The sequence below is a fragment of the Sporosarcina quadrami genome (assembly GCF_014836615.1).
In the GTDB taxonomy this organism is placed as follows: domain Bacteria; phylum Bacillota; class Bacilli; order Bacillales_A; family Planococcaceae; genus Sporosarcina; species Sporosarcina quadrami.
Map to the genome: position 1 here is coordinate 288918 of NZ_JACSQN010000002.1, position 16260 is coordinate 305177.

Sequence of the window (16260 nt, forward strand, 5' to 3'; positions counted from 1 at the left end):
TAGAAGCTACTGGAGGCTAGGTGTATGGCGCAAGTGAATATGCAAGAAACTTTTTTGAATGCTTTAAGGAAGAACAATACGTTTGTGACTGTTTTTCTATTAAATGGTTTTCAATTAAAAGGTCTTATTAAATCCTATGATAATTATACCGTTCTATTGGAGTCGGATGGCAAGCAACAACTAATTTACAAGCATGCCATATCGACATACGTGCCAATCAAACCTGTTCAGTTGAAAGATCAGGAATAAGATGAGAATTCATAAGAGACGTAAGTAAAAAGGAACAGCAGAGGTGCTATACTTCACCTTTCTGCTGTTCTTGCTTTGTTTGCATAGCTACGTTTTTCGTCCTTGCGGCAAACGCCACTGGAAACTATACGAAAGAATGCGCATTGTTGTTGTAATAATTAATAGGATATATAGTGCAAAGTCAAACTCGTAAAGTCCTAAACCGACGATAAGTCCTGCTGTCCCCGCCCATACTGCATAAATATCTTTTTTGAAAATAAGAGGTCTCCTGCCTGCGAGTAAATCACGGATTACTCCTCCACCTGCTCCTGTGAGAACTGCTGCCACCGTAATTGCAAATAACGATAAGTTTAAGTTTACAGCTAGCATAGCCCCTTGTATTGCAAAAGCTGCCAAACCAATTGCATCAAAATAAGTACCCCACCGATTCCAATGGGTTAACACATATTTAGAAAAGAAGAAGATGATACTTATGGAAATGGTTGCGACGACGAACAAGAAATGTTGGTCCCATAGTACGCTTACAGGAACACCAATGAGCAAATTTCTAACCGCTCCACCGCCAAACGCCGTTACCATTCCTAATATGTACACGCCGAATATATCATATTCTTCTTCAATTGCTATTAATGCCCCCGAAATGGCAAAAGCGACAGTGCCTATAAAACTGAATACTTCCCATGCCAAATCTTTCACTCCTTTTAGCTTCAAACCTATAATAGTATATAGTAAAAGTCTGAATATGACTAATCAGTAATGGCTCATCATTGACCTATTTTTCTGGGCTGATAAAATAATGGAGTGACTATTAGCAGGAAAGAGGACTAAGAAATGATAATTGATGTATTTACAGATGAAATTGAGAACAGGGCAGACATAGTAGAAGAGCAACTTGGAGGACATTTTAAACGTATTAAAAAAACGGCATTTTATAATCAGCGTAAAGTATTAGCTGCGTTTAGAAAAAATATGGTCAGTGACTTCCATCTGTCTGGATCTACGGGATACGGATACGACGATAGTGGGAGAGATGTGCTTGAGCAAGTATATGCGGATGTGTTCGGAGCAGAAAGCTGTCTAGTACGTAATCAGATCATATCAGGTACACATGCCATCTCCATCAGCTTGTTTGGTATTTTAAGACCGGGTGACGAGTTATTATATATGACAGGAAAACCATACGACACTTTAGAGTCCATTGTATCTGGAAAAGGGGAGGATACTGGTTCCCTTGCTGATTATGGCATTTCCTACCGCCATGTTGATTTATTAGATGACGGCAAAGTGGATTTTGAAAAAGTAAAGAACACTATTCATGATAAGACAAAAATGATAGGAATTCAGCGATCAAAAGGGTATTCAGATCGACCGTCTTTCCATATTGAAGAGATTGCAGAAATGATCCGTTTTGTGAAAGCGATCCGACCGGACATTATTGTATTCGTAGACAATTGCTATGGAGAGTTCGTTGAAACGAAAGAACCGATTGAGGTAGGGGCCGATTTAATGGCAGGCTCCCTCATCAAAAATCCCGGCGGAGGATTAGTTCGAACAGGTGGTTATATTGCAGGTAGATCAGATTTAGTAAAAAGATGCGCTTACCGTATGACTTCACCTGGCATAGGGGCAGAGGCTGGTGCATCACTCGATACGTTGCTAGAAATGTATCAAGGCTTTTTCCTTGCGCCTCACGTTGTCAGTCAGGCGGTAAAAGGTGCTGTATTCACAGCAGGATTCCTTGAAAGCTTTGGGTTTGACACGACTCCACACTATTTAGCAGAACGTACGGACTTAATTCAATCTGTCAATTTTGGGAACGCAGAACAAATGATTGCTTTTTGTCAAACAATCCAAGAGAACTCTCCAATTAATGCACATTACTCTCCTGTGCCATCTTATATGCCTGGTTATACTGACGATGTCATAATGGCGGCGGGAACATTCATACAAGGCTCAAGTATAGAGCTGACAGCGGATGGACCAATAAGGCCTCCGTATACTGCCTACATACAAGGCGGTTTAACGTATGAACACGTGAAATCAGCAGTTATGTCCTCCATGGAAAAGTTGCTACAAGATAAAATGATATAATAAAAAACTCTCTACCGAATATTAATCGGCAGAGAGTTTTTTACTTCAATGAATTTGGCGATATACACCGACAACTTTTCCGAGGATAGAGACATTATTAACAATGATTGGCTCCATCGAATCGTTCTCTGGTTGTAAACGGAAATAGTCTTTCTCTTTAAAGAATCGTTTTACAGTCGCTTCGTCTTCCTCAGTCATGGCAACGACGATTTCCCCATTATTAGCGGAATGTTGTTGTTTTACAATGACATAGTCACCGTTCAGTATGCCTGCTTCTATCATACTGTCTCCTACTATTTCTAACATGAAGAGATTGTCGTCAGATGTACCATACGTGTCTGGAAGAGGGAAGTATTCTTCGATATTCTCGATCGCGGTAATCGGCAAGCCGGCAGTTACCTTACCGACCAAAGGAACATGTAAAACGCCAGCTTTTAATGAATCAAGACCTTCAGGATCCAATACTTCTATTGCTCTCGGTTTCGTCGGATCTCGTCTTATATATCCTTTGCTTTCAAGTCGTGCTAAATGTCCGTGTACAGTGGAACTGGAAGCGAGACCTACCGCTTCACCGATTTCTCGCACAGAAGGAGGATATCCTTTCAGTTTAACTTCTTCTTTGATAAACGTCAGAATATCTTGCTGCCTTTTAGAAATTTTCTTCATATGTCCACCCTCCAATTTAATGTTAGCTAAAGAGCCAATAACTTAGATATTAATAAGAAAACATAGTAGTACGTTAAAAATAGTATAACAGGTGTTCGGGCGATTAGCAAACAAAGGTTCGAATTTATTGTTGACTTATGAAAAAACGTGTCCTATAATGGGAACAAGTATTCCGAACAAACATTCTTGGAGGGGTTAACAATGACTTTCATTCAAAAATACGGCTATATTCTTATGATCATTCTAGTAAGTTCCACTTTTGCAGCAGCAGCAGTGATGAAAGAATCAACAAACATCGAAACGGTTGAAATTCAAATTGTAGATGGTGATACACTTTGGGGATTGGCTCAAAGCTTTGCTGAAGATGGAAAGGCTGATAAATGGATTAAACAAGTACAAAAAATTAACGATATGGACTCGACAATGATAAAAAGCGGAACTACACTAAAAATGCCAGCAACGAAACCTGCAATGAATAAGATGACAGATATTGCGGGGGAAGAATGATGAGAGAACCAGAAAATAATTGTGTACTTTATTGCCGAGTGAGTACAGAAAAAGATACACAAGAAACTTCATTATCTAGACAGGAAGAAGAACTGACAAAGCTAGCAATGGAACTTGGTTTAACTATCTCGGAAATTTTCGCAGAGAAGCATAGCGGGTATGACATGGAACGGGATGGCCTCCTAGATCTATTAGATTATATACGTTCAAACCATATACAGACGATTCTTGTTCAAGATGAGACTAGACTTGGAAGAGGTAATGCGAGAGTTGCCGTCTTACATCTTCTTGCTAAAACGAATACGACAATTATTACGAATCATGACAGCGGACCTATGAAGTTAAATGAAATGGATACAATGTTGCTTGAAATACTAGCTATTGTCGAAGAATATCAACGGAAATTACATAATGCAAAAATTCGACGTGGAATGAAAAGAGCAGTAAAGGGTGGCTACAAACCTGAACAGAATTTGCGTAATAAAGGAAATGTTGAAGGAAGAGAGCGGATAGAAGCTCCCCTAAATGAAATCGTTGCGTTACGTCAAAAAGGGTTAACGTTTGAAGAAATTGCAGGTGTGTTAAAAGGGCTTGGCCACGCAATAAGCAAAGCAACAGTACATCGTAGATACAAAGAATATGAAATGGAGCAGGAGAGCTGATCAATTCAGTCAACTGCTTTTTTTATTTTACTTAAAACTTCTGTAGTGCTGGGTGTATTCACTACTATAAGCGGACTAAAAAATGCTAAACTGAGAAATAGGCAAATGCCGACATGGATTTTTATTAAATGAACGGAGGTATAGTATGTTATCACCAGAAAAGATCAAACGAATTAATGAACTTGCAAATAAGTCAAAAACAATTGGCTTATCTACAGAAGAAGCGAAAGAGCAAACAAAACTGCGTAAAGAATACTTGGAAACTTTCCGTTCTTCAATGAGAGATACAATTGAAAACGTAAGAGTCATTGATCCGGATGGCAATGATGTTACGCCTGAAAAAGTGAAAGATGCTCACAACAATAAATACCTGAATTGAATGTAAGTGAGGAGATGGATTGTAATCCATAAACAAATTGACTACACTAAAGATGTAAAAAGATCAGTATACAATTAAAAGAGACAGTAAGGGAAAGGATGTTCTGAATGACTGAAAAAATTGATCAGCTAGCAATAAACACGATCCGAACGTTATCCATTGATGCAATTGAGAAAGCGAATTCTGGCCACCCTGGTTTACCAATGGGTGCTGCGCCAATGGCTTATACATTATGGACGAAACATATGCATCATAATCCATCAAACCCAGATTGGTTCAACCGTGACCGTTTTGTACTTTCAGCAGGACATGGATCTATGCTCCTTTATAGCTTATTACACCTAAGTGGTTATGGATTGCCAATGGAAGAAATTAAAAACTTCAGACAGTGGGATTCTAAAACACCAGGTCATCCGGAGTATGGCCATACAGTTGGAGTCGAAGCGACGACTGGCCCATTAGGTCAAGGTATCGGTATGGCTGTGGGTATGGCGATGGCTGAAAAGCATTTGGCGGCTATTTATAACCGACCAGGTTTTGACGTCGTTGACCATTATACGTATGCACTTTGCGGAGATGGCGACCTCATGGAAGGTGTTGCAGCGGAAGCTATATCACTGGCAGGACATCTACAACTTGATAAGCTCATTGTACTTTACGATAGCAATGACATATCTCTAGATGGAGAATTGGATATGTCGTTTACAGAGAATATAAAGAAGCGCTTCGAGTCATATGGCTGGAACTATATCCGAGTTGAAGACGGCAATGAAATAACTGACGTTTCTAAAGCAATCGAACAGGCTAAAGCCAATACAGGCGGTCCTACTATGATCGAAGTGAAGACAGTTATTGGCTACGGTTCTCCGAACAGATCAGGTAAATCTGATGCGCATGGTATGCCTTTAGGTGAAGATGAGATGAAATTGACAAAAGAATATTACAAATGGACATTTGATGAGGATTTTGCTGTTCCGGATGGCGTTTACGAAACATTCAAAGAAGCAACAGATGAACTTGGCGTAGTAAAGGAAAAGCAGTGGAATGAACTGTTCTCGAAATACGAAAGCGAATACGCAGAACTTGCTACACAACTTAAAACTGCTATTTCAGGTGAAGTGCCTGAATCACTTGAAAATAATCTTCCGAGCTATGAAACGGGTACGTCACATGCAACTCGTTCAGCTTCAGGTGATGCTATTAATGCAATTGCAAATGTATTACCTTCATTTTTCGGAGGAAGTGCGGACTTAGCAGGATCCAATAAGACAACGATTAAAGGTGCTGGTGATTTCCTTCCTACTAATTATAGTGGACGGAATATTTGGTTTGGTGTTCGTGAGTTCGCGATGGGAACTGCATTGAACGGTATGGCCCTTCATGGCGGTCTGCATGTTTATGGTGGAACATTCTTCGTATTCAGCGACTATGTACGACCTGCAATAAGACTTTCAGCCCTTATGGGGTTACCGGTAACGTATGTATTTACACACGACAGTGTAGCAGTAGGTGAAGATGGGCCGACTCACGAGCCTGTGGAACATCTGTCATCTCTTCGCTCTATGCCTGGTTTGACTGTGTTACGTCCTGCTGACGGCAACGAAACATCCGCTGCGTGGAAGATTGCTGTTTCATCAAAGAATCGTCCTACAGTACTTGTATTATCACGACAGAACTTATCGGTTCTACCTAAATCTTGTGAACTGTCGATGGAAGGAGTGCGTCGCGGTGCTTATACAATTTCACCTGCTGAAAAGGATGTGGCAGAAGGCATCATTATTGCTACAGGATCAGAAGTGAATTTGGCAGTCGATGCACAAGCCGCTTTGCGTAAAGAAGGAATCGATGTGTCAGTCGTTTCAATGCCATCATGGGATCTTTTCGAACAGCAAGACAATGAGTATAAAGAAAGTGTTCTACCGAAATCTGTGAAAAAACGAATTTCTATTGAAATGGGTGCATCTCTAGGCTGGCATAAATACGTCGGCGATGAAGGAGAAGTAATTGCAATTGATACGTTCGGTGCAAGTGCACCTGGAGAAAAAGTAATTGCTGAGTATGGCTTTACTACAGACAACGTATTGAATAAAATGAAAAAGATGTTTAATCGATAAATGAACGACCGCTTTGGAGATAATGCATTGTCCAAAGCGGTTTTCTTTAATTGTAACAACAATTTGAAATTTACGACAATAATAGTGCGTTTTAGTAGCGTGATTTGACAAACTTTTTAATTGCCTTGATTTAAACTATTGTAAAAGGAAGGTGTCGGTCATGAGGACATATGATATTTACAAAGTGAAAAAAAGATACCAGTCGTTTATATTAGGCAGGGAAAATCTACTTTACGAATTATTGAAGGATTATACAACAAACGAACCTATGCAGGAAGTCACTTATTTGTGTGACGAGATTGAAGAAAGTGCAATTGACCAGGCGATCCTTTGTAACCTCGGAAAAAGTTTTACAAAAGTAGAAAGTGACGAAGGTGAATACAAATTATCTCATCCGATGAAAGGATCTATTCATATTTCACTTAGTCCCTATTCGCTCCAAGCTTACTGCGACGGCTCAAGAATGTTGGATTTGGATTTGTTTGTTGCGCTCTCTGGAGCGGATGACCGTTTCTTCGCTGTTATGGACAAGCGGGGGGAGTGGGGCTGGTTAAAACCTATCAAGCATGACCACCAATTTATGAATAATCAGTCAGTCTTATTTTGATAGTGGGAATTCGACAATCTTTAAGATTTTATCTGCCAGACATTGCTATATAGACCTCCTTTGTTGTATAATCCATCATGGTAGAGTAAACCTGATTTAGGGAAGTGAAGGAGGTAATAGCGAATGTTAGGCACAGGTTGGTGGATTGCAATCGTTGTCGTAGCATTAATAGCTGGTGTAGCCCTCGGATTTTTCATTGCACGTCAATACATGATGAAATATCTTAAAGAGAACCCGCCAATTAATGAACAAATGTTACGCATGATGATGATGCAGATGGGGCAAAAACCTTCACAAAAGAAGATTAACCAGATGATGAGTCAGATGAATAAGATGAATGATAAAAAATAATTTGTTCTACAAAAAAGACCTTTTTCCTAGTAACTCAGAAAAAAAGGTCTTTTTTCGTATTTATCAAGAGATGAAACCGTACTCATTGAGAAAAGCATGTACTTCACGTTCATATTCTTCTGGATTGTCATTGAAAGACTTTGCATGTGCACCCTTCTTGAAGAGTTTCATTTTCTTTTTATCTTCCTTTAACGTAAATAACTCTTTTGTCATTTCTGGTAAGATGAAATCATCCTCCAAGCTATGGATGAAAAGCATTGGTTTATCAATTTTACTAATTACTTGGCGAGGAGAAACAAGTTTTGTCGTATAACCGTCCCGAACTTTGAGAAACAAATTGGCAATACGCAATGTCATGGACGTCCGTAAAGGGGTGCTCGTTCTTAAAATGTGAAGAATCTGTGTTGTGAAATCTGAAAAAGGACAATCGACAATGTAAAAGTCTGCTTCATCCTCGAATTCACCCCCATACAAAATCGTTGTAGCTGCTCCCATCGATTCACCGTGGACTCCTAGCAATGCGCGTCTTCCGATACGATCTCGTACAGAAGAGACGACTGCATGTAAATCACTTTTTTCATAATAGCCGAAACTCGTAGTCTTACCGCCTGAATCGCCATGGCGACGGTGATCGTAAATGACAGAGTTAAAACCGAGCCGTTCAAACAAGCGTGCATATTTAATAGAATTGATCTTATTCTCCGTAACCCCATGACAAATGATAACCGTTTTAGTCGTATCAAAAGGACGTAAGAAAACAGCTCTGAGTGGATAGCCATTTGGTGAATCGACCCAGAAATCATCTTTCCGCACCGATTCATACCAGTGCTCATCAAATCGTTTAGCGATAATTTCCCTCTTTAAAATTAAATCGCTGTCTTTTACTTTCATGAACATTAATCGGCTTGTTGCGTAAAAAGCGAGGATTGTAATAATTGCTGTATAAATGCTTCCAATGACTCCAGTAATAAAGAGGAAGCGCTTTTTCAATCAGCTTCAACTCCTTTAACGGTTGCTGTTTTTATATAATCTATACATTCCTGTTTCAATCGGATGTGAAACATGTTCAGAAATACCATCTACAGCAATACATACCTTTTCAACATCAATTCCAGTTATAATACCTAACGAATCCAACATGTTGACAACATCTTCAGTGGCTACATTTCCTGTAGCGCCTGGTGCAAATGGACACCCACCTAAACCGCCAGCTGAAGTATCGAAACGGTCAACCCCAGCTTGCAAAGCAGCGAAAATGTTGGCAATCGCCATTTTACGTGTATCATGGAAATGCGCAGTTATAAGAATCGTCGGAAACTCTTTCTTCAGGCTAGAAAACAGTTCATAACTTTCAACAGGGTTAGCCATTCCGATAGTATCAGCGACACTCAATTCGTCTACACCCATCGAAACAAATTTTCTGCATAATTCCAGGACATCTTCTTGCTTAATTTTTCCTTCATATGGACAATAGAAAGCGGTTGAAATGCACGCCCTTACAAAGACACCATCATTTTTTAATTTAGCGATGACAGGGTCGAGTGCATCCATGCTTTCATCAGTCGATCGATTAATGTTTCTTTCATTGAATGAATCACTGACTCCCACAAATACAGCAACACTATTGGCGTTTGACTCTTGGGCCAGTTCTGCACCTTTCGCATTTGGAGCCAAAACAAATTGCCTACCAACTCTTTCTGATTTTTCAACTATAGCCTTTGCGTCAGCCATCTGGGGTACCCATTTAGGGGATACGAAAGAGGTAAGCTCCATTTCATGGATACCAGCCTCTTGTAAAGAGCGGATGAATTGCAGTTTATCTTTTTCAGCTACATGCTTTTTTTCATTCTGCAAACCATCTCTAGGTCCTACCTCGATAATTGTTACGTTCTTTGGTAAAATGAACATATCATCCCTCCTGTTTTATATTGTACTGAAGGGATGCCATAAAGAGCAATGAAGAAGAATGAATTTACGGAAATTCTAATCGTTTTAAACAATTGATAGGGGGAAACGTCATGTCAAATGAAGTGGTAATTGTGAGTGCGGTCAGAACTGCAATTGGGTCATTCTTAGGCTCTCTTAAAGATGTATCAGCAATTGAGTTGGGTTCAATTGTTATTAAAGAGGCACTTGACCGTGCTGGGGTAAAGGGTGACCAAGTGGACGAAGTCATTATGGGAAATGTCCTTCAAGCAGGTCTAGGACAAAATCCAGCTCGTCAAGCTGCGATTAAAAGCGGATTGCCTGAAACAGTTCCAGCAATGACGATAAATAAAGTGTGCGGATCAGGCTTGAAAGCAGTTCACCTTGCAAGGCAAGCAATCATAGCGGGTGATGCAGAAATTATAGTGGCTGGCGGTATGGAGAATATGAGTCAAGCTCCATTCTTGTTACAAAATGCACGAGAAGGATATAAGATGGGTGATCAGAAAGTTGTAGATAGCATGATCTCTGATGGGTTATGGTGTGCTTTCAATGACTATCATATGGGCATTACTGCAGAAAATTTATGCGACCGGTATTCATTGACAAGAGAAGAACAGGATGCATTCTCAGCTGCATCTCAAAGAAAAGCTGCTTCAGCAATTGAAAAAGGCAAATTCAAAGATGAGATTGTAGCTGTTTCAATTCCTCAACGAAAAGGGGAGCCTGTCTTATTTGACACAGACGAGTATGTAAAAGCTGGAACGACAGCTGAAAAGCTTTCCAAACTACGACCTGCTTTTAAAAAGGATGGAAGTGTCACGGCAGGCAATGCGTCTGGCATAAATGACGGAGCTGCTGCATTTGTCATTATGTCAAAAACGAAAGCTGATAGTTTAGGTCTACTGCCTTTAGCGACAATTACAGCAAATGCAAATGCTGGTGTGGATCCTTCGGTGATGGGAATAGGACCGGTACAAGCCGTGAAAAACGCACTTGAAAAATCAGGCTTGAACTTGAAAGATATTGATTTAATCGAGGCAAATGAAGCTTTTGCTGCTCAGTCACTTGCTGTTGACCGAGAACTGCATTTTGATAAGGAGAAATTGAATGTTAATGGTGGTGCTATAGCACTCGGCCACCCGATTGGCGCGAGTGGTGCAAGAATATTAGTCACATTGCTTCATGAAATGAAACGACGCGATGCAAAGACTGGACTAGCAACTCTCTGCATAGGTGGTGGACAAGGTGTTGCAACAATCGTTCAACGTCCTTAAACTTGAATGAAAGAAGGTGAAACGTGTGGCGAAAAAGAAAAAAAGACCACAACTAACTCCTGTCAAAAGAGAAACAGAAAAAACGACTTTTTCCGATGCACTTAATGATGATATATTGCTGAAACTGAAAGCGGCCAAAAGGGATCTGCTAGCTGATGAGCAAGCAAAAGAGGAAAAACATCAATTACAGCTACTTAAAGATCGAGAAGAGCGGGAGAAGAATAAGACTTTTGCTGAGTTACTTGAAGAGTACGATAGTACTGGCTCTAAATTTTAATAAATAAAACCGGATGGTCTATTCCAGCCGGTTTTTCATTGTTTACATTTACTTTTTACATTTCGAAAATAAGGATAAAATAAGCGAGTCAGCACATGCTAGTCATGAATATACTATTCAAAAGAAGTTAACCTTCTGACTCATCTACATTTAAAAGTATTTCCCCGCATCTTTCAAAGATGTGGTTTACAAATAGATGGAATGGGGTATTCCTATGTAAGGTACCCTATTCTCTTTAAGTGTGTACAATTTGTGACAAGTTTGTTAAATTGGTAATTATACACATGCTTCGACATTTTTTTCATTCTTCGCCTAGTATGATGAGATAGGGTAAAAACTTGACGGAGGAAAAATAAGATGAAAATTGTTACAAAACGTTTACTTTCTTTAAAAATCCAAATTAAAAGATCCCAAATGGTAAAAAAAGCGTTAGACCAAGGGTTCACACATCCAGAGGTCGTTGCATACAGCCAACAACTTGACACGTTATTGAACCGATATCAAAATATAGCTTAAAAAGACATACCGTAGTCGGTATGTCTTTTTAATTATGCAAGTTTAGCAAGCTCGCTATTCAGTTTAAGTATCCAAGCGAAAGAGTCTTTTTCATTGCCATTCTGAATATTGGACAATGTTTCAAACAATTTTTTCGAAAGAGGGCCAGTTTTATTATCGTTCACAATCATCTTATAGCCATCCCAGTTCAACTCTCCTACAGGGGATATGACGGCTGCTGTTCCAGTGCCAAAAACTTCTTCCAATTGTCCGTTTTCATATGCTCCTCGAATTTCGTCCATCGAAAGTTTTCGCTCTTGTACCGGAATATTCCAATGTCTTAATAACTGTAATATCGATTTTCGCGTAATTCCTTCTAAAATACTTCCGTTAATGGCGGGGGTAATCACTTCTCCGTTAATTTTGAAGAAGATGTTCATACTACCTACTTCTTCAACATATTTTCGCTCCACTCCATCGAGCCACAACACTTGAGAATAGCCTTTCTTATCAGCCGCTTCTTGTGCTTTTAAACCTGAAGCATAATTTCCTGCTGTTTTTGCTCCTCCAGTGCCACCTTTAACTGCCCTGACAAATTCATTTTCTACAAGAATTTTAATAGGATGTATGCCTTCCTTATAATAAGATCCAACGGGACAGAGGATAATGTAGAACTGATACTTCTTAGCGGGTGCCACTCCTAGAAATGCTTCATTGGCGATAACAAAGGGTCTTATATATAATGACGTTCCAGGTAAAGTAGGAATCCAATCTTTTTCAATTTGAATTAATTGAGTAAGTGCATGTAATGCTTGTTCTTCATCAATTCTAGGCATGCATAAACGATCTAATGACAAGTTCATTCGCTTCATGTTCTCTTCGGGTCGGAAAAGTCTAACAGTACCATCTTCAGATTTATAAGCTTTTAGACCTTCAAAAACAGTTTGACCATAATGGAGAACAATTGAGGCTGGGTCAAGTGTTACGGGAGCATAAGGAACAATACGTGGACTATGCCATCCTTTTCCTTCGTCGTAATCTGCAATAAACATGTGATCCGTGAAATTTCTGCCGAAAACAAGAGTTTGTGGATCGGGTTTTTCTTTTTTACTATCGCTCAGTTTAATCTGGATCGGTAATCTGCTCATACGGATCAATTCTCCTCGTTATTAGTATGTAAAAAAACTATTGAATAAAATAAGTATACTGCATATTTCGAAAAAAGAAAGAAAAAATTTATTTCATTATTGTTACCATTGTGAAAACGGTTTCAATTCCAGCTATTTGTATGTATGTTAAAGGACTTGTACAATATACGTAAAATGAAAAAGAAGGTGCACTTATGCAACGTATTGTAATTATTGGCGGTGGAATACTAGGTGCTTCTGCTGCTTATCATTTAGCTAAAGCTGGTCTTGAAGTACTTATAGTCGACAGGAGAGATAATGGACAGGCGACTGATGCAGCTGCGGGTATTATTTGCCCGTGGCTTTCTCAGCGACGCAATAAAGCTTGGTATGCGCTGGCAAAGGGAGGCGCAGCTTATTACACCTATCTAATTAATCAGCTAGTTAAAGAGGGAGAAACGGAAACCGGTTATCGTAAAGTAGGGGCAATAAGTCTACAAACAAATGAGGAAAAGCTCGAAAAAATGGAGAAAAGAGCATTAGAGCGAAGAGAAACGGCAAAGGAAATCGGAAATGTGAAGAAATTGTCTACTACTGAAACGTTTAACAAATTTCCTCGTTTAGCATCAGAGTATGCGTCTGTTTTTATTGAAGGAGCAGCGAGAGTTGATGGTAGGGCACTTAGAGATGCCCTAATGAGAGGTGCTGAAAAGTTCGGAGCGAAAATTATGTACGGTAATGCAAAGCTCTCTGTTGACGGGAATAAAGTAAATGGAGTCTTTGTTGACGATACACTCCATCTCGCATCCAATATAATTGTAGCAGTGGGTGCCTGGGCACAAGAACTATTCACTCCTCTCGGATTTACAGTAAATGTAAAAGGACAAAAAGCACAAATACTTCACTTAAAAGAAGAAAATACTGACACATCCAAGTGGCCAGTCGTAATCCCCCCAAATGATCAGTATATCGTCGCATTCGATGGTGGCAAAATTGTTATTGGCGCCACTCACGAAGATGATAAAGAATTTGACGTTCGTCCAACTGTGTATGGAATCCATGAAGTGTTGGATAAAGCATTACAAACTGCACCCGCACTAGCTGATGCTTCTGTTGAAGAGGTGCGTATTGGAATACGTCCATTCACACCTAATTTTCTTCCGATGTTCGGACCCGTACCTAATTATCCTGAAGTACTATTTGCTAATGGTCTTGGAGCTTCGGGATTGACGGTAGGTCCTTACATTGGAAAGCAATTGACCCATCTAATACTTAATGAACAGACGGATGTTGATGTAGCTAACTATAAAGTAGATGACGCATTTATAGAAAATGAACAATAAGATAGTCGAATATATTTATTGTAATCAACCCAACAAAAGTTTATAATATAAACAAATGTTTAAAGGATGATGACATTGAATGAAAAAGAGAAAGTAGTGCTTGATTTAATTCGCAGTAATCCCTATCTTACTCAGCAAGAAATGGCCAATGAGCTTGAAATTCCAAGGCCGACATTAGCCAATGTAATTTCCAGTTTGATGAAGCGGGGGAAAATAGCTGGAAGAGCTTATATTCTTTCAGATGAAAAAGAGGTTGTATGCATTGGTGGAGCTAATATTGATAGGAAATTCCACTTAAAAGAAAGTACGCAGTTAGGGACTTCCAATCCTGCTAATATGACTGTTTCTGTTGGTGGAGTGGCCAGAAATATTGCGGAAAATCTTGGACGTCTTAGTCATAATGTGCGTCTCTTAACTGTAGCAGGGAATGATACTGACTGGGAAAAGATTGTGCAGCAATCCTCTGCATTTATGAATGTCACAGATGCAGGAATATTATTTGGACAATCAACAGGATCCTACTCAGCAGTTCTTGATCCGAATGGTGAACTTGTTATCGCAATGGCCAATATGGGGGTTTATGATTTACTTTCCACTGACTATATCGAAGACAAATCAAGAGTATTATCCAATTCATCGATGCTCGTCATTGATTTGAACTGTCCCAAAGAGACTGTGACTGCAGTAAAAGTAGTGGCACAAAATAATCAAATTCCGTTGACCATAATACCTGTATCCTCACCGAAAATGAACCGGATGCCGGATGATCTTGAAGGTGTGACATGGTTTATTTGTAACCGAGATGAAGCAGAAGCATATACTGGACAAGTCATTGAAAATGATGACGATTGGCAGGAAGCTGTTTACAAATTGTTGGATTTCGGTGCTGAAAATGTCATTGTGACTAGAGGCGCTAAAGGAGTTATGGCAGCTTCAATAGGAACTGCTGCCGTACGGTTTAAAGCGATTGAACCGATGTATATTGAAGATGTTACAGGTGCAGGAGATGCTTTTGTTGCTGGCGTATTACATGGGTATTTGCAAGGTGCAGACCTAGAAGAAAGCATACTAATGGGTTTGCACAACGCAGCAAAAACGCTCGAATGCTCGTTTACGGTAAGACCAGATTTGACAAATGACCGCTTAACTATTGAAATGGAGGATTACAAATGAAGAAATATTTATCTTACTCAGTAGAAGTACAAGAAGCAATGAAGACGGGGAAACCAATTGTTGCATTAGAGTCGACTATAATATCACACGGGATGCCATATCCTCAAAACGTAAAGACTGCAAGGGAAGTTGAGCAAATTGTGCGTGACAATGGTGCGGTACCTGCAACAATTGCCCTCATTAACGGACAAATTAAAGTCGGCCTTTCTGATGAAGAGCTTGAAATGTTCGGAAACAGTCAAGGAGTTGCAAAAGCTTCTCGTAGAGATTTAGCTTATTTGCTTGCTACAAAACAACTCGGCGCAACTACTGTTGCAGCAACAATGATTTGTGCTGACCTTGCAAATATCCGTATTTTTGTAACGGGTGGAATTGGCGGGGTTCACCGTGGAGCTGAAATGACAATGGATATATCTGCAGATCTTGAAGAGCTAGCACAAACTAATGTGGCAGTCATCTGCGCTGGGGCTAAGTCTATTTTAGATATTGGATTAACTCTTGAATATCTTGAAACAAAAGGTGTACCGGTAGTTGGATATGGAACAGATATGTTACCTGCATTTTATACGCCTGAAAGTGAATTTGCTGTCAACTTCCGCGCGGATACCCCACAAACTGTAGCAGATATGCTCCGTGTAAAATGGGATTTGCATTTAAAAGGAGGCGCTGTCATTGCCAATCCGATTCCATCAGAAGATGCCATTAACAAAGAGTCTATCGATAAAATAATTCAACAAGCGCTATTGGAAGCGGAGAAAAATGGCATAAAAGGTAAAGATGTAACACCTTTCATGTTAGGGAAAGTAAAGGAATTGACAGAAGGACGCAGTCTTGATGCAAATATTGCACTCGTAAAGAATAATGCAGTAATTGGGGCTCAAATAGCAGTAGCTTTTCATTCGTAACGATTGCAGCAAAAGCAACAGCAAGTTAAACAAGTAGGCTACTCATTATTCATTATCGCTAATTAGTGGGTAATTACTTAAGTAAATAAGGTATGTAAACAGATATAAAAG

At 39.6% G+C, this 16260-nt stretch carries 19 protein-coding genes; 14 read left to right on the forward strand and 5 right to left on the reverse strand.

Going from position 1 to position 16260, the window contains the following annotated elements; all coding sequences use genetic code 11:
- The first annotated feature begins 24 nt into the window (after nucleotides 1–24).
- A complete protein-coding gene (gene hfq / locus H9649_RS03365) occupies nucleotides 25–249 on the forward strand; it encodes an RNA chaperone Hfq (protein WP_191693300.1) in 225 nt (74 codons plus the stop codon).
- 87 nt (nucleotides 250–336) lie between these two features.
- Here hfq and H9649_RS03370 read toward each other — a convergent pair whose 3' ends face one another.
- On the reverse strand, nucleotides 337–936 hold the full coding sequence (locus H9649_RS03370) for a trimeric intracellular cation channel family protein (RefSeq protein WP_191693301.1): 600 nt from the start codon (nucleotides 934–936) through the stop codon (nucleotides 337–339).
- Nucleotides 937–1080: 144 nt separating this feature from the next.
- On the opposite strand from H9649_RS03370, the gene H9649_RS03375 reads away from it, so the two are divergent.
- On the forward strand, nucleotides 1081–2340 hold the full coding sequence (locus H9649_RS03375; RefSeq protein WP_191693302.1) for a methionine gamma-lyase family protein: 1260 nt from the start codon (nucleotides 1081–1083) through the stop codon (nucleotides 2338–2340).
- A 45-nt stretch (nucleotides 2341–2385) separates the two neighbouring features.
- Here the strand turns inward: H9649_RS03375 and lexA are convergent, their stop codons facing one another.
- On the reverse strand, nucleotides 2386–3006 hold the full coding sequence (lexA, locus tag H9649_RS03380; protein ID WP_191693303.1) for a transcriptional repressor LexA: 621 nt from the start codon (nucleotides 3004–3006) through the stop codon (nucleotides 2386–2388).
- Nucleotides 3007–3207: 201 nt separating this feature from the next.
- Here lexA and yneA point away from each other — a divergent pair, with 201 nt between their 5' ends.
- From yneA to H9649_RS03410, 6 genes are all read left to right on the forward strand, one after another.
- Nucleotides 3208–3513 carry a cell division suppressor protein YneA gene (gene yneA / locus H9649_RS03385; RefSeq protein WP_191693304.1) on the forward strand — a complete coding sequence of 102 codons (306 nt, stop codon included), beginning with the start codon at nucleotides 3208–3210 and terminating at the stop codon, nucleotides 3511–3513.
- Complete coding sequence (locus H9649_RS03390) at nucleotides 3513–4175, forward strand: YneB family resolvase-like protein (protein ID WP_191693305.1); 663 nt, start codon at nucleotides 3513–3515, stop codon at nucleotides 4173–4175. The genes yneA and H9649_RS03390 overlap by 1 nt, the downstream gene beginning before the upstream one ends.
- A 145-nt stretch (nucleotides 4176–4320) precedes the next feature.
- A complete protein-coding gene (locus H9649_RS03395; protein ID WP_191693306.1) occupies nucleotides 4321–4554 on the forward strand; it encodes a DUF896 domain-containing protein in 234 nt (77 codons plus the stop codon).
- Nucleotides 4555–4661: 107 nt separating this feature from the next.
- On the forward strand, nucleotides 4662–6668 hold the full coding sequence (gene tkt, locus H9649_RS03400; protein ID WP_191693307.1) for a transketolase: 2007 nt from the start codon (nucleotides 4662–4664) through the stop codon (nucleotides 6666–6668).
- A 160-nt stretch (nucleotides 6669–6828) separates the two neighbouring features.
- Nucleotides 6829–7275 (forward strand): sporulation inhibitor of replication protein SirA, encoded by a 447-nt coding sequence (sirA, locus tag H9649_RS03405; protein ID WP_191693308.1) that lies wholly within the window; start codon nucleotides 6829–6831, stop codon nucleotides 7273–7275.
- Between the two features lie 123 nt (nucleotides 7276–7398).
- The gene (locus H9649_RS03410) at nucleotides 7399–7626 is read left to right on the forward strand and encodes a YneF family protein (protein ID WP_191693309.1); all 228 of its coding nucleotides are present in this window, start codon (nucleotides 7399–7401) and stop codon (nucleotides 7624–7626) included.
- A 63-nt stretch (nucleotides 7627–7689) separates the two neighbouring features.
- On the opposite strand, the gene H9649_RS03415 is transcribed toward H9649_RS03410, so the two are convergent.
- Together H9649_RS03415 and H9649_RS03420 are read right to left on the reverse strand one after the other, a co-directional pair.
- Nucleotides 7690–8616 carry an alpha/beta hydrolase gene (locus tag H9649_RS03415; RefSeq protein ID WP_191693310.1) on the reverse strand — a complete coding sequence of 309 codons (927 nt, stop codon included), beginning with the start codon at nucleotides 8614–8616 and terminating at the stop codon, nucleotides 7690–7692.
- A gap of 15 nt (nucleotides 8617–8631) precedes the next feature.
- The gene (locus tag H9649_RS03420; RefSeq protein ID WP_191693311.1) at nucleotides 8632–9534 is read right to left on the reverse strand and encodes a hydroxymethylglutaryl-CoA lyase; all 903 of its coding nucleotides are present in this window, start codon (nucleotides 9532–9534) and stop codon (nucleotides 8632–8634) included.
- Nucleotides 9535–9644: 110 nt separating this feature from the next.
- On the opposite strand from H9649_RS03420, the gene H9649_RS03425 reads away from it, so the two are divergent.
- The 3 genes from H9649_RS03425 to H9649_RS03435 all read left to right on the forward strand — a co-directional run bounded on the left by H9649_RS03425 (nucleotide 9645) and on the right by H9649_RS03435 (nucleotide 11622).
- The gene (locus H9649_RS03425; RefSeq protein WP_191693312.1) at nucleotides 9645–10829 is read left to right on the forward strand and encodes an acetyl-CoA C-acetyltransferase; all 1185 of its coding nucleotides are present in this window, start codon (nucleotides 9645–9647) and stop codon (nucleotides 10827–10829) included.
- 25 nt (nucleotides 10830–10854) lie between these two features.
- A complete protein-coding gene (locus tag H9649_RS17785; protein WP_191693313.1) occupies nucleotides 10855–11106 on the forward strand; it encodes a YqkE family protein in 252 nt (83 codons plus the stop codon).
- Nucleotides 11107–11463: 357 nt separating this feature from the next.
- Complete coding sequence (locus tag H9649_RS03435) at nucleotides 11464–11622, forward strand: aspartyl-phosphate phosphatase Spo0E family protein (RefSeq protein ID WP_191693314.1); 159 nt, start codon at nucleotides 11464–11466, stop codon at nucleotides 11620–11622.
- 32 nt (nucleotides 11623–11654) lie between these two features.
- Here the strand turns inward: H9649_RS03435 and H9649_RS03440 are convergent, their stop codons facing one another.
- A complete protein-coding gene (locus tag H9649_RS03440) occupies nucleotides 11655–12749 on the reverse strand; it encodes a branched-chain amino acid aminotransferase (RefSeq protein WP_191693315.1) in 1095 nt (364 codons plus the stop codon).
- A gap of 194 nt (nucleotides 12750–12943) precedes the next feature.
- Here H9649_RS03440 and H9649_RS03445 point away from each other — a divergent pair, with 194 nt between their 5' ends.
- The 3 genes from H9649_RS03445 (at nucleotide 12944) to H9649_RS03455 (ending at nucleotide 16149) form a co-directional block, all read left to right on the forward strand.
- Complete coding sequence (locus H9649_RS03445) at nucleotides 12944–14071, forward strand: NAD(P)/FAD-dependent oxidoreductase (protein WP_191693316.1); 1128 nt, start codon at nucleotides 12944–12946, stop codon at nucleotides 14069–14071.
- Nucleotides 14072–14140: 69 nt separating this feature from the next.
- Nucleotides 14141–15244 (forward strand): carbohydrate kinase, encoded by a 1104-nt coding sequence (locus H9649_RS03450; protein ID WP_318241643.1) that lies wholly within the window; start codon nucleotides 14141–14143, stop codon nucleotides 15242–15244.
- Complete coding sequence (locus H9649_RS03455) at nucleotides 15241–16149, forward strand: pseudouridine-5'-phosphate glycosidase (RefSeq protein ID WP_191693318.1); 909 nt, start codon at nucleotides 15241–15243, stop codon at nucleotides 16147–16149. The genes H9649_RS03450 and H9649_RS03455 overlap by 4 nt, the downstream gene beginning before the upstream one ends.
- Nucleotides 16150–16260: the final 111 nt, after the last annotated feature.

What these genes read in the sequence shown, in the direction of transcription:
- H9649_RS03410 (WP_191693309.1), top strand. Translation starts at nt 7,399, where the DNA reads ATGTTAGGCACAGGTTGGTGGATTGCAATCGTTGTCGTAGCATTAATA.
- H9649_RS03435 (WP_191693314.1), top strand. Translation starts at nt 11,464, where the DNA reads ATGAAAATTGTTACAAAACGTTTACTTTCTTTAAAAATCCAAATTAAA.
- H9649_RS03455 (WP_191693318.1), top strand. Translation starts at nt 15,241, where the DNA reads ATGAAGAAATATTTATCTTACTCAGTAGAAGTACAAGAAGCAATGAAG.
- H9649_RS03420 (WP_191693311.1), bottom strand. Translation starts at nt 9,534, where the DNA reads ATGTTCATTTTACCAAAGAACGTAACAATTATCGAGGTAGGACCTAGA.
- sirA (WP_191693308.1), top strand. Translation starts at nt 6,829, where the DNA reads ATGAGGACATATGATATTTACAAAGTGAAAAAAAGATACCAGTCGTTT.
- H9649_RS03395 (WP_191693306.1), top strand. Translation starts at nt 4,321, where the DNA reads ATGTTATCACCAGAAAAGATCAAACGAATTAATGAACTTGCAAATAAG.
- H9649_RS03425 (WP_191693312.1), top strand. Translation starts at nt 9,645, where the DNA reads ATGTCAAATGAAGTGGTAATTGTGAGTGCGGTCAGAACTGCAATTGGG.
- H9649_RS03440 (WP_191693315.1), bottom strand. Translation starts at nt 12,749, where the DNA reads ATGAGCAGATTACCGATCCAGATTAAACTGAGCGATAGTAAAAAAGAA.
- lexA (WP_191693303.1), bottom strand. Translation starts at nt 3,006, where the DNA reads ATGAAGAAAATTTCTAAAAGGCAGCAAGATATTCTGACGTTTATCAAA.
- H9649_RS03390 (WP_191693305.1), top strand. Translation starts at nt 3,513, where the DNA reads ATGAGAGAACCAGAAAATAATTGTGTACTTTATTGCCGAGTGAGTACA.
- hfq (WP_191693300.1), top strand. Translation starts at nt 25, where the DNA reads ATGGCGCAAGTGAATATGCAAGAAACTTTTTTGAATGCTTTAAGGAAG.
- H9649_RS03375 (WP_191693302.1), top strand. Translation starts at nt 1,081, where the DNA reads ATGATAATTGATGTATTTACAGATGAAATTGAGAACAGGGCAGACATA.
- yneA (WP_191693304.1), top strand. Translation starts at nt 3,208, where the DNA reads ATGACTTTCATTCAAAAATACGGCTATATTCTTATGATCATTCTAGTA.
- tkt (WP_191693307.1), top strand. Translation starts at nt 4,662, where the DNA reads ATGACTGAAAAAATTGATCAGCTAGCAATAAACACGATCCGAACGTTA.
- H9649_RS03450 (WP_318241643.1), top strand. Translation starts at nt 14,141, where the DNA reads ATGACATTGAATGAAAAAGAGAAAGTAGTGCTTGATTTAATTCGCAGT.
- H9649_RS03445 (WP_191693316.1), top strand. Translation starts at nt 12,944, where the DNA reads ATGCAACGTATTGTAATTATTGGCGGTGGAATACTAGGTGCTTCTGCT.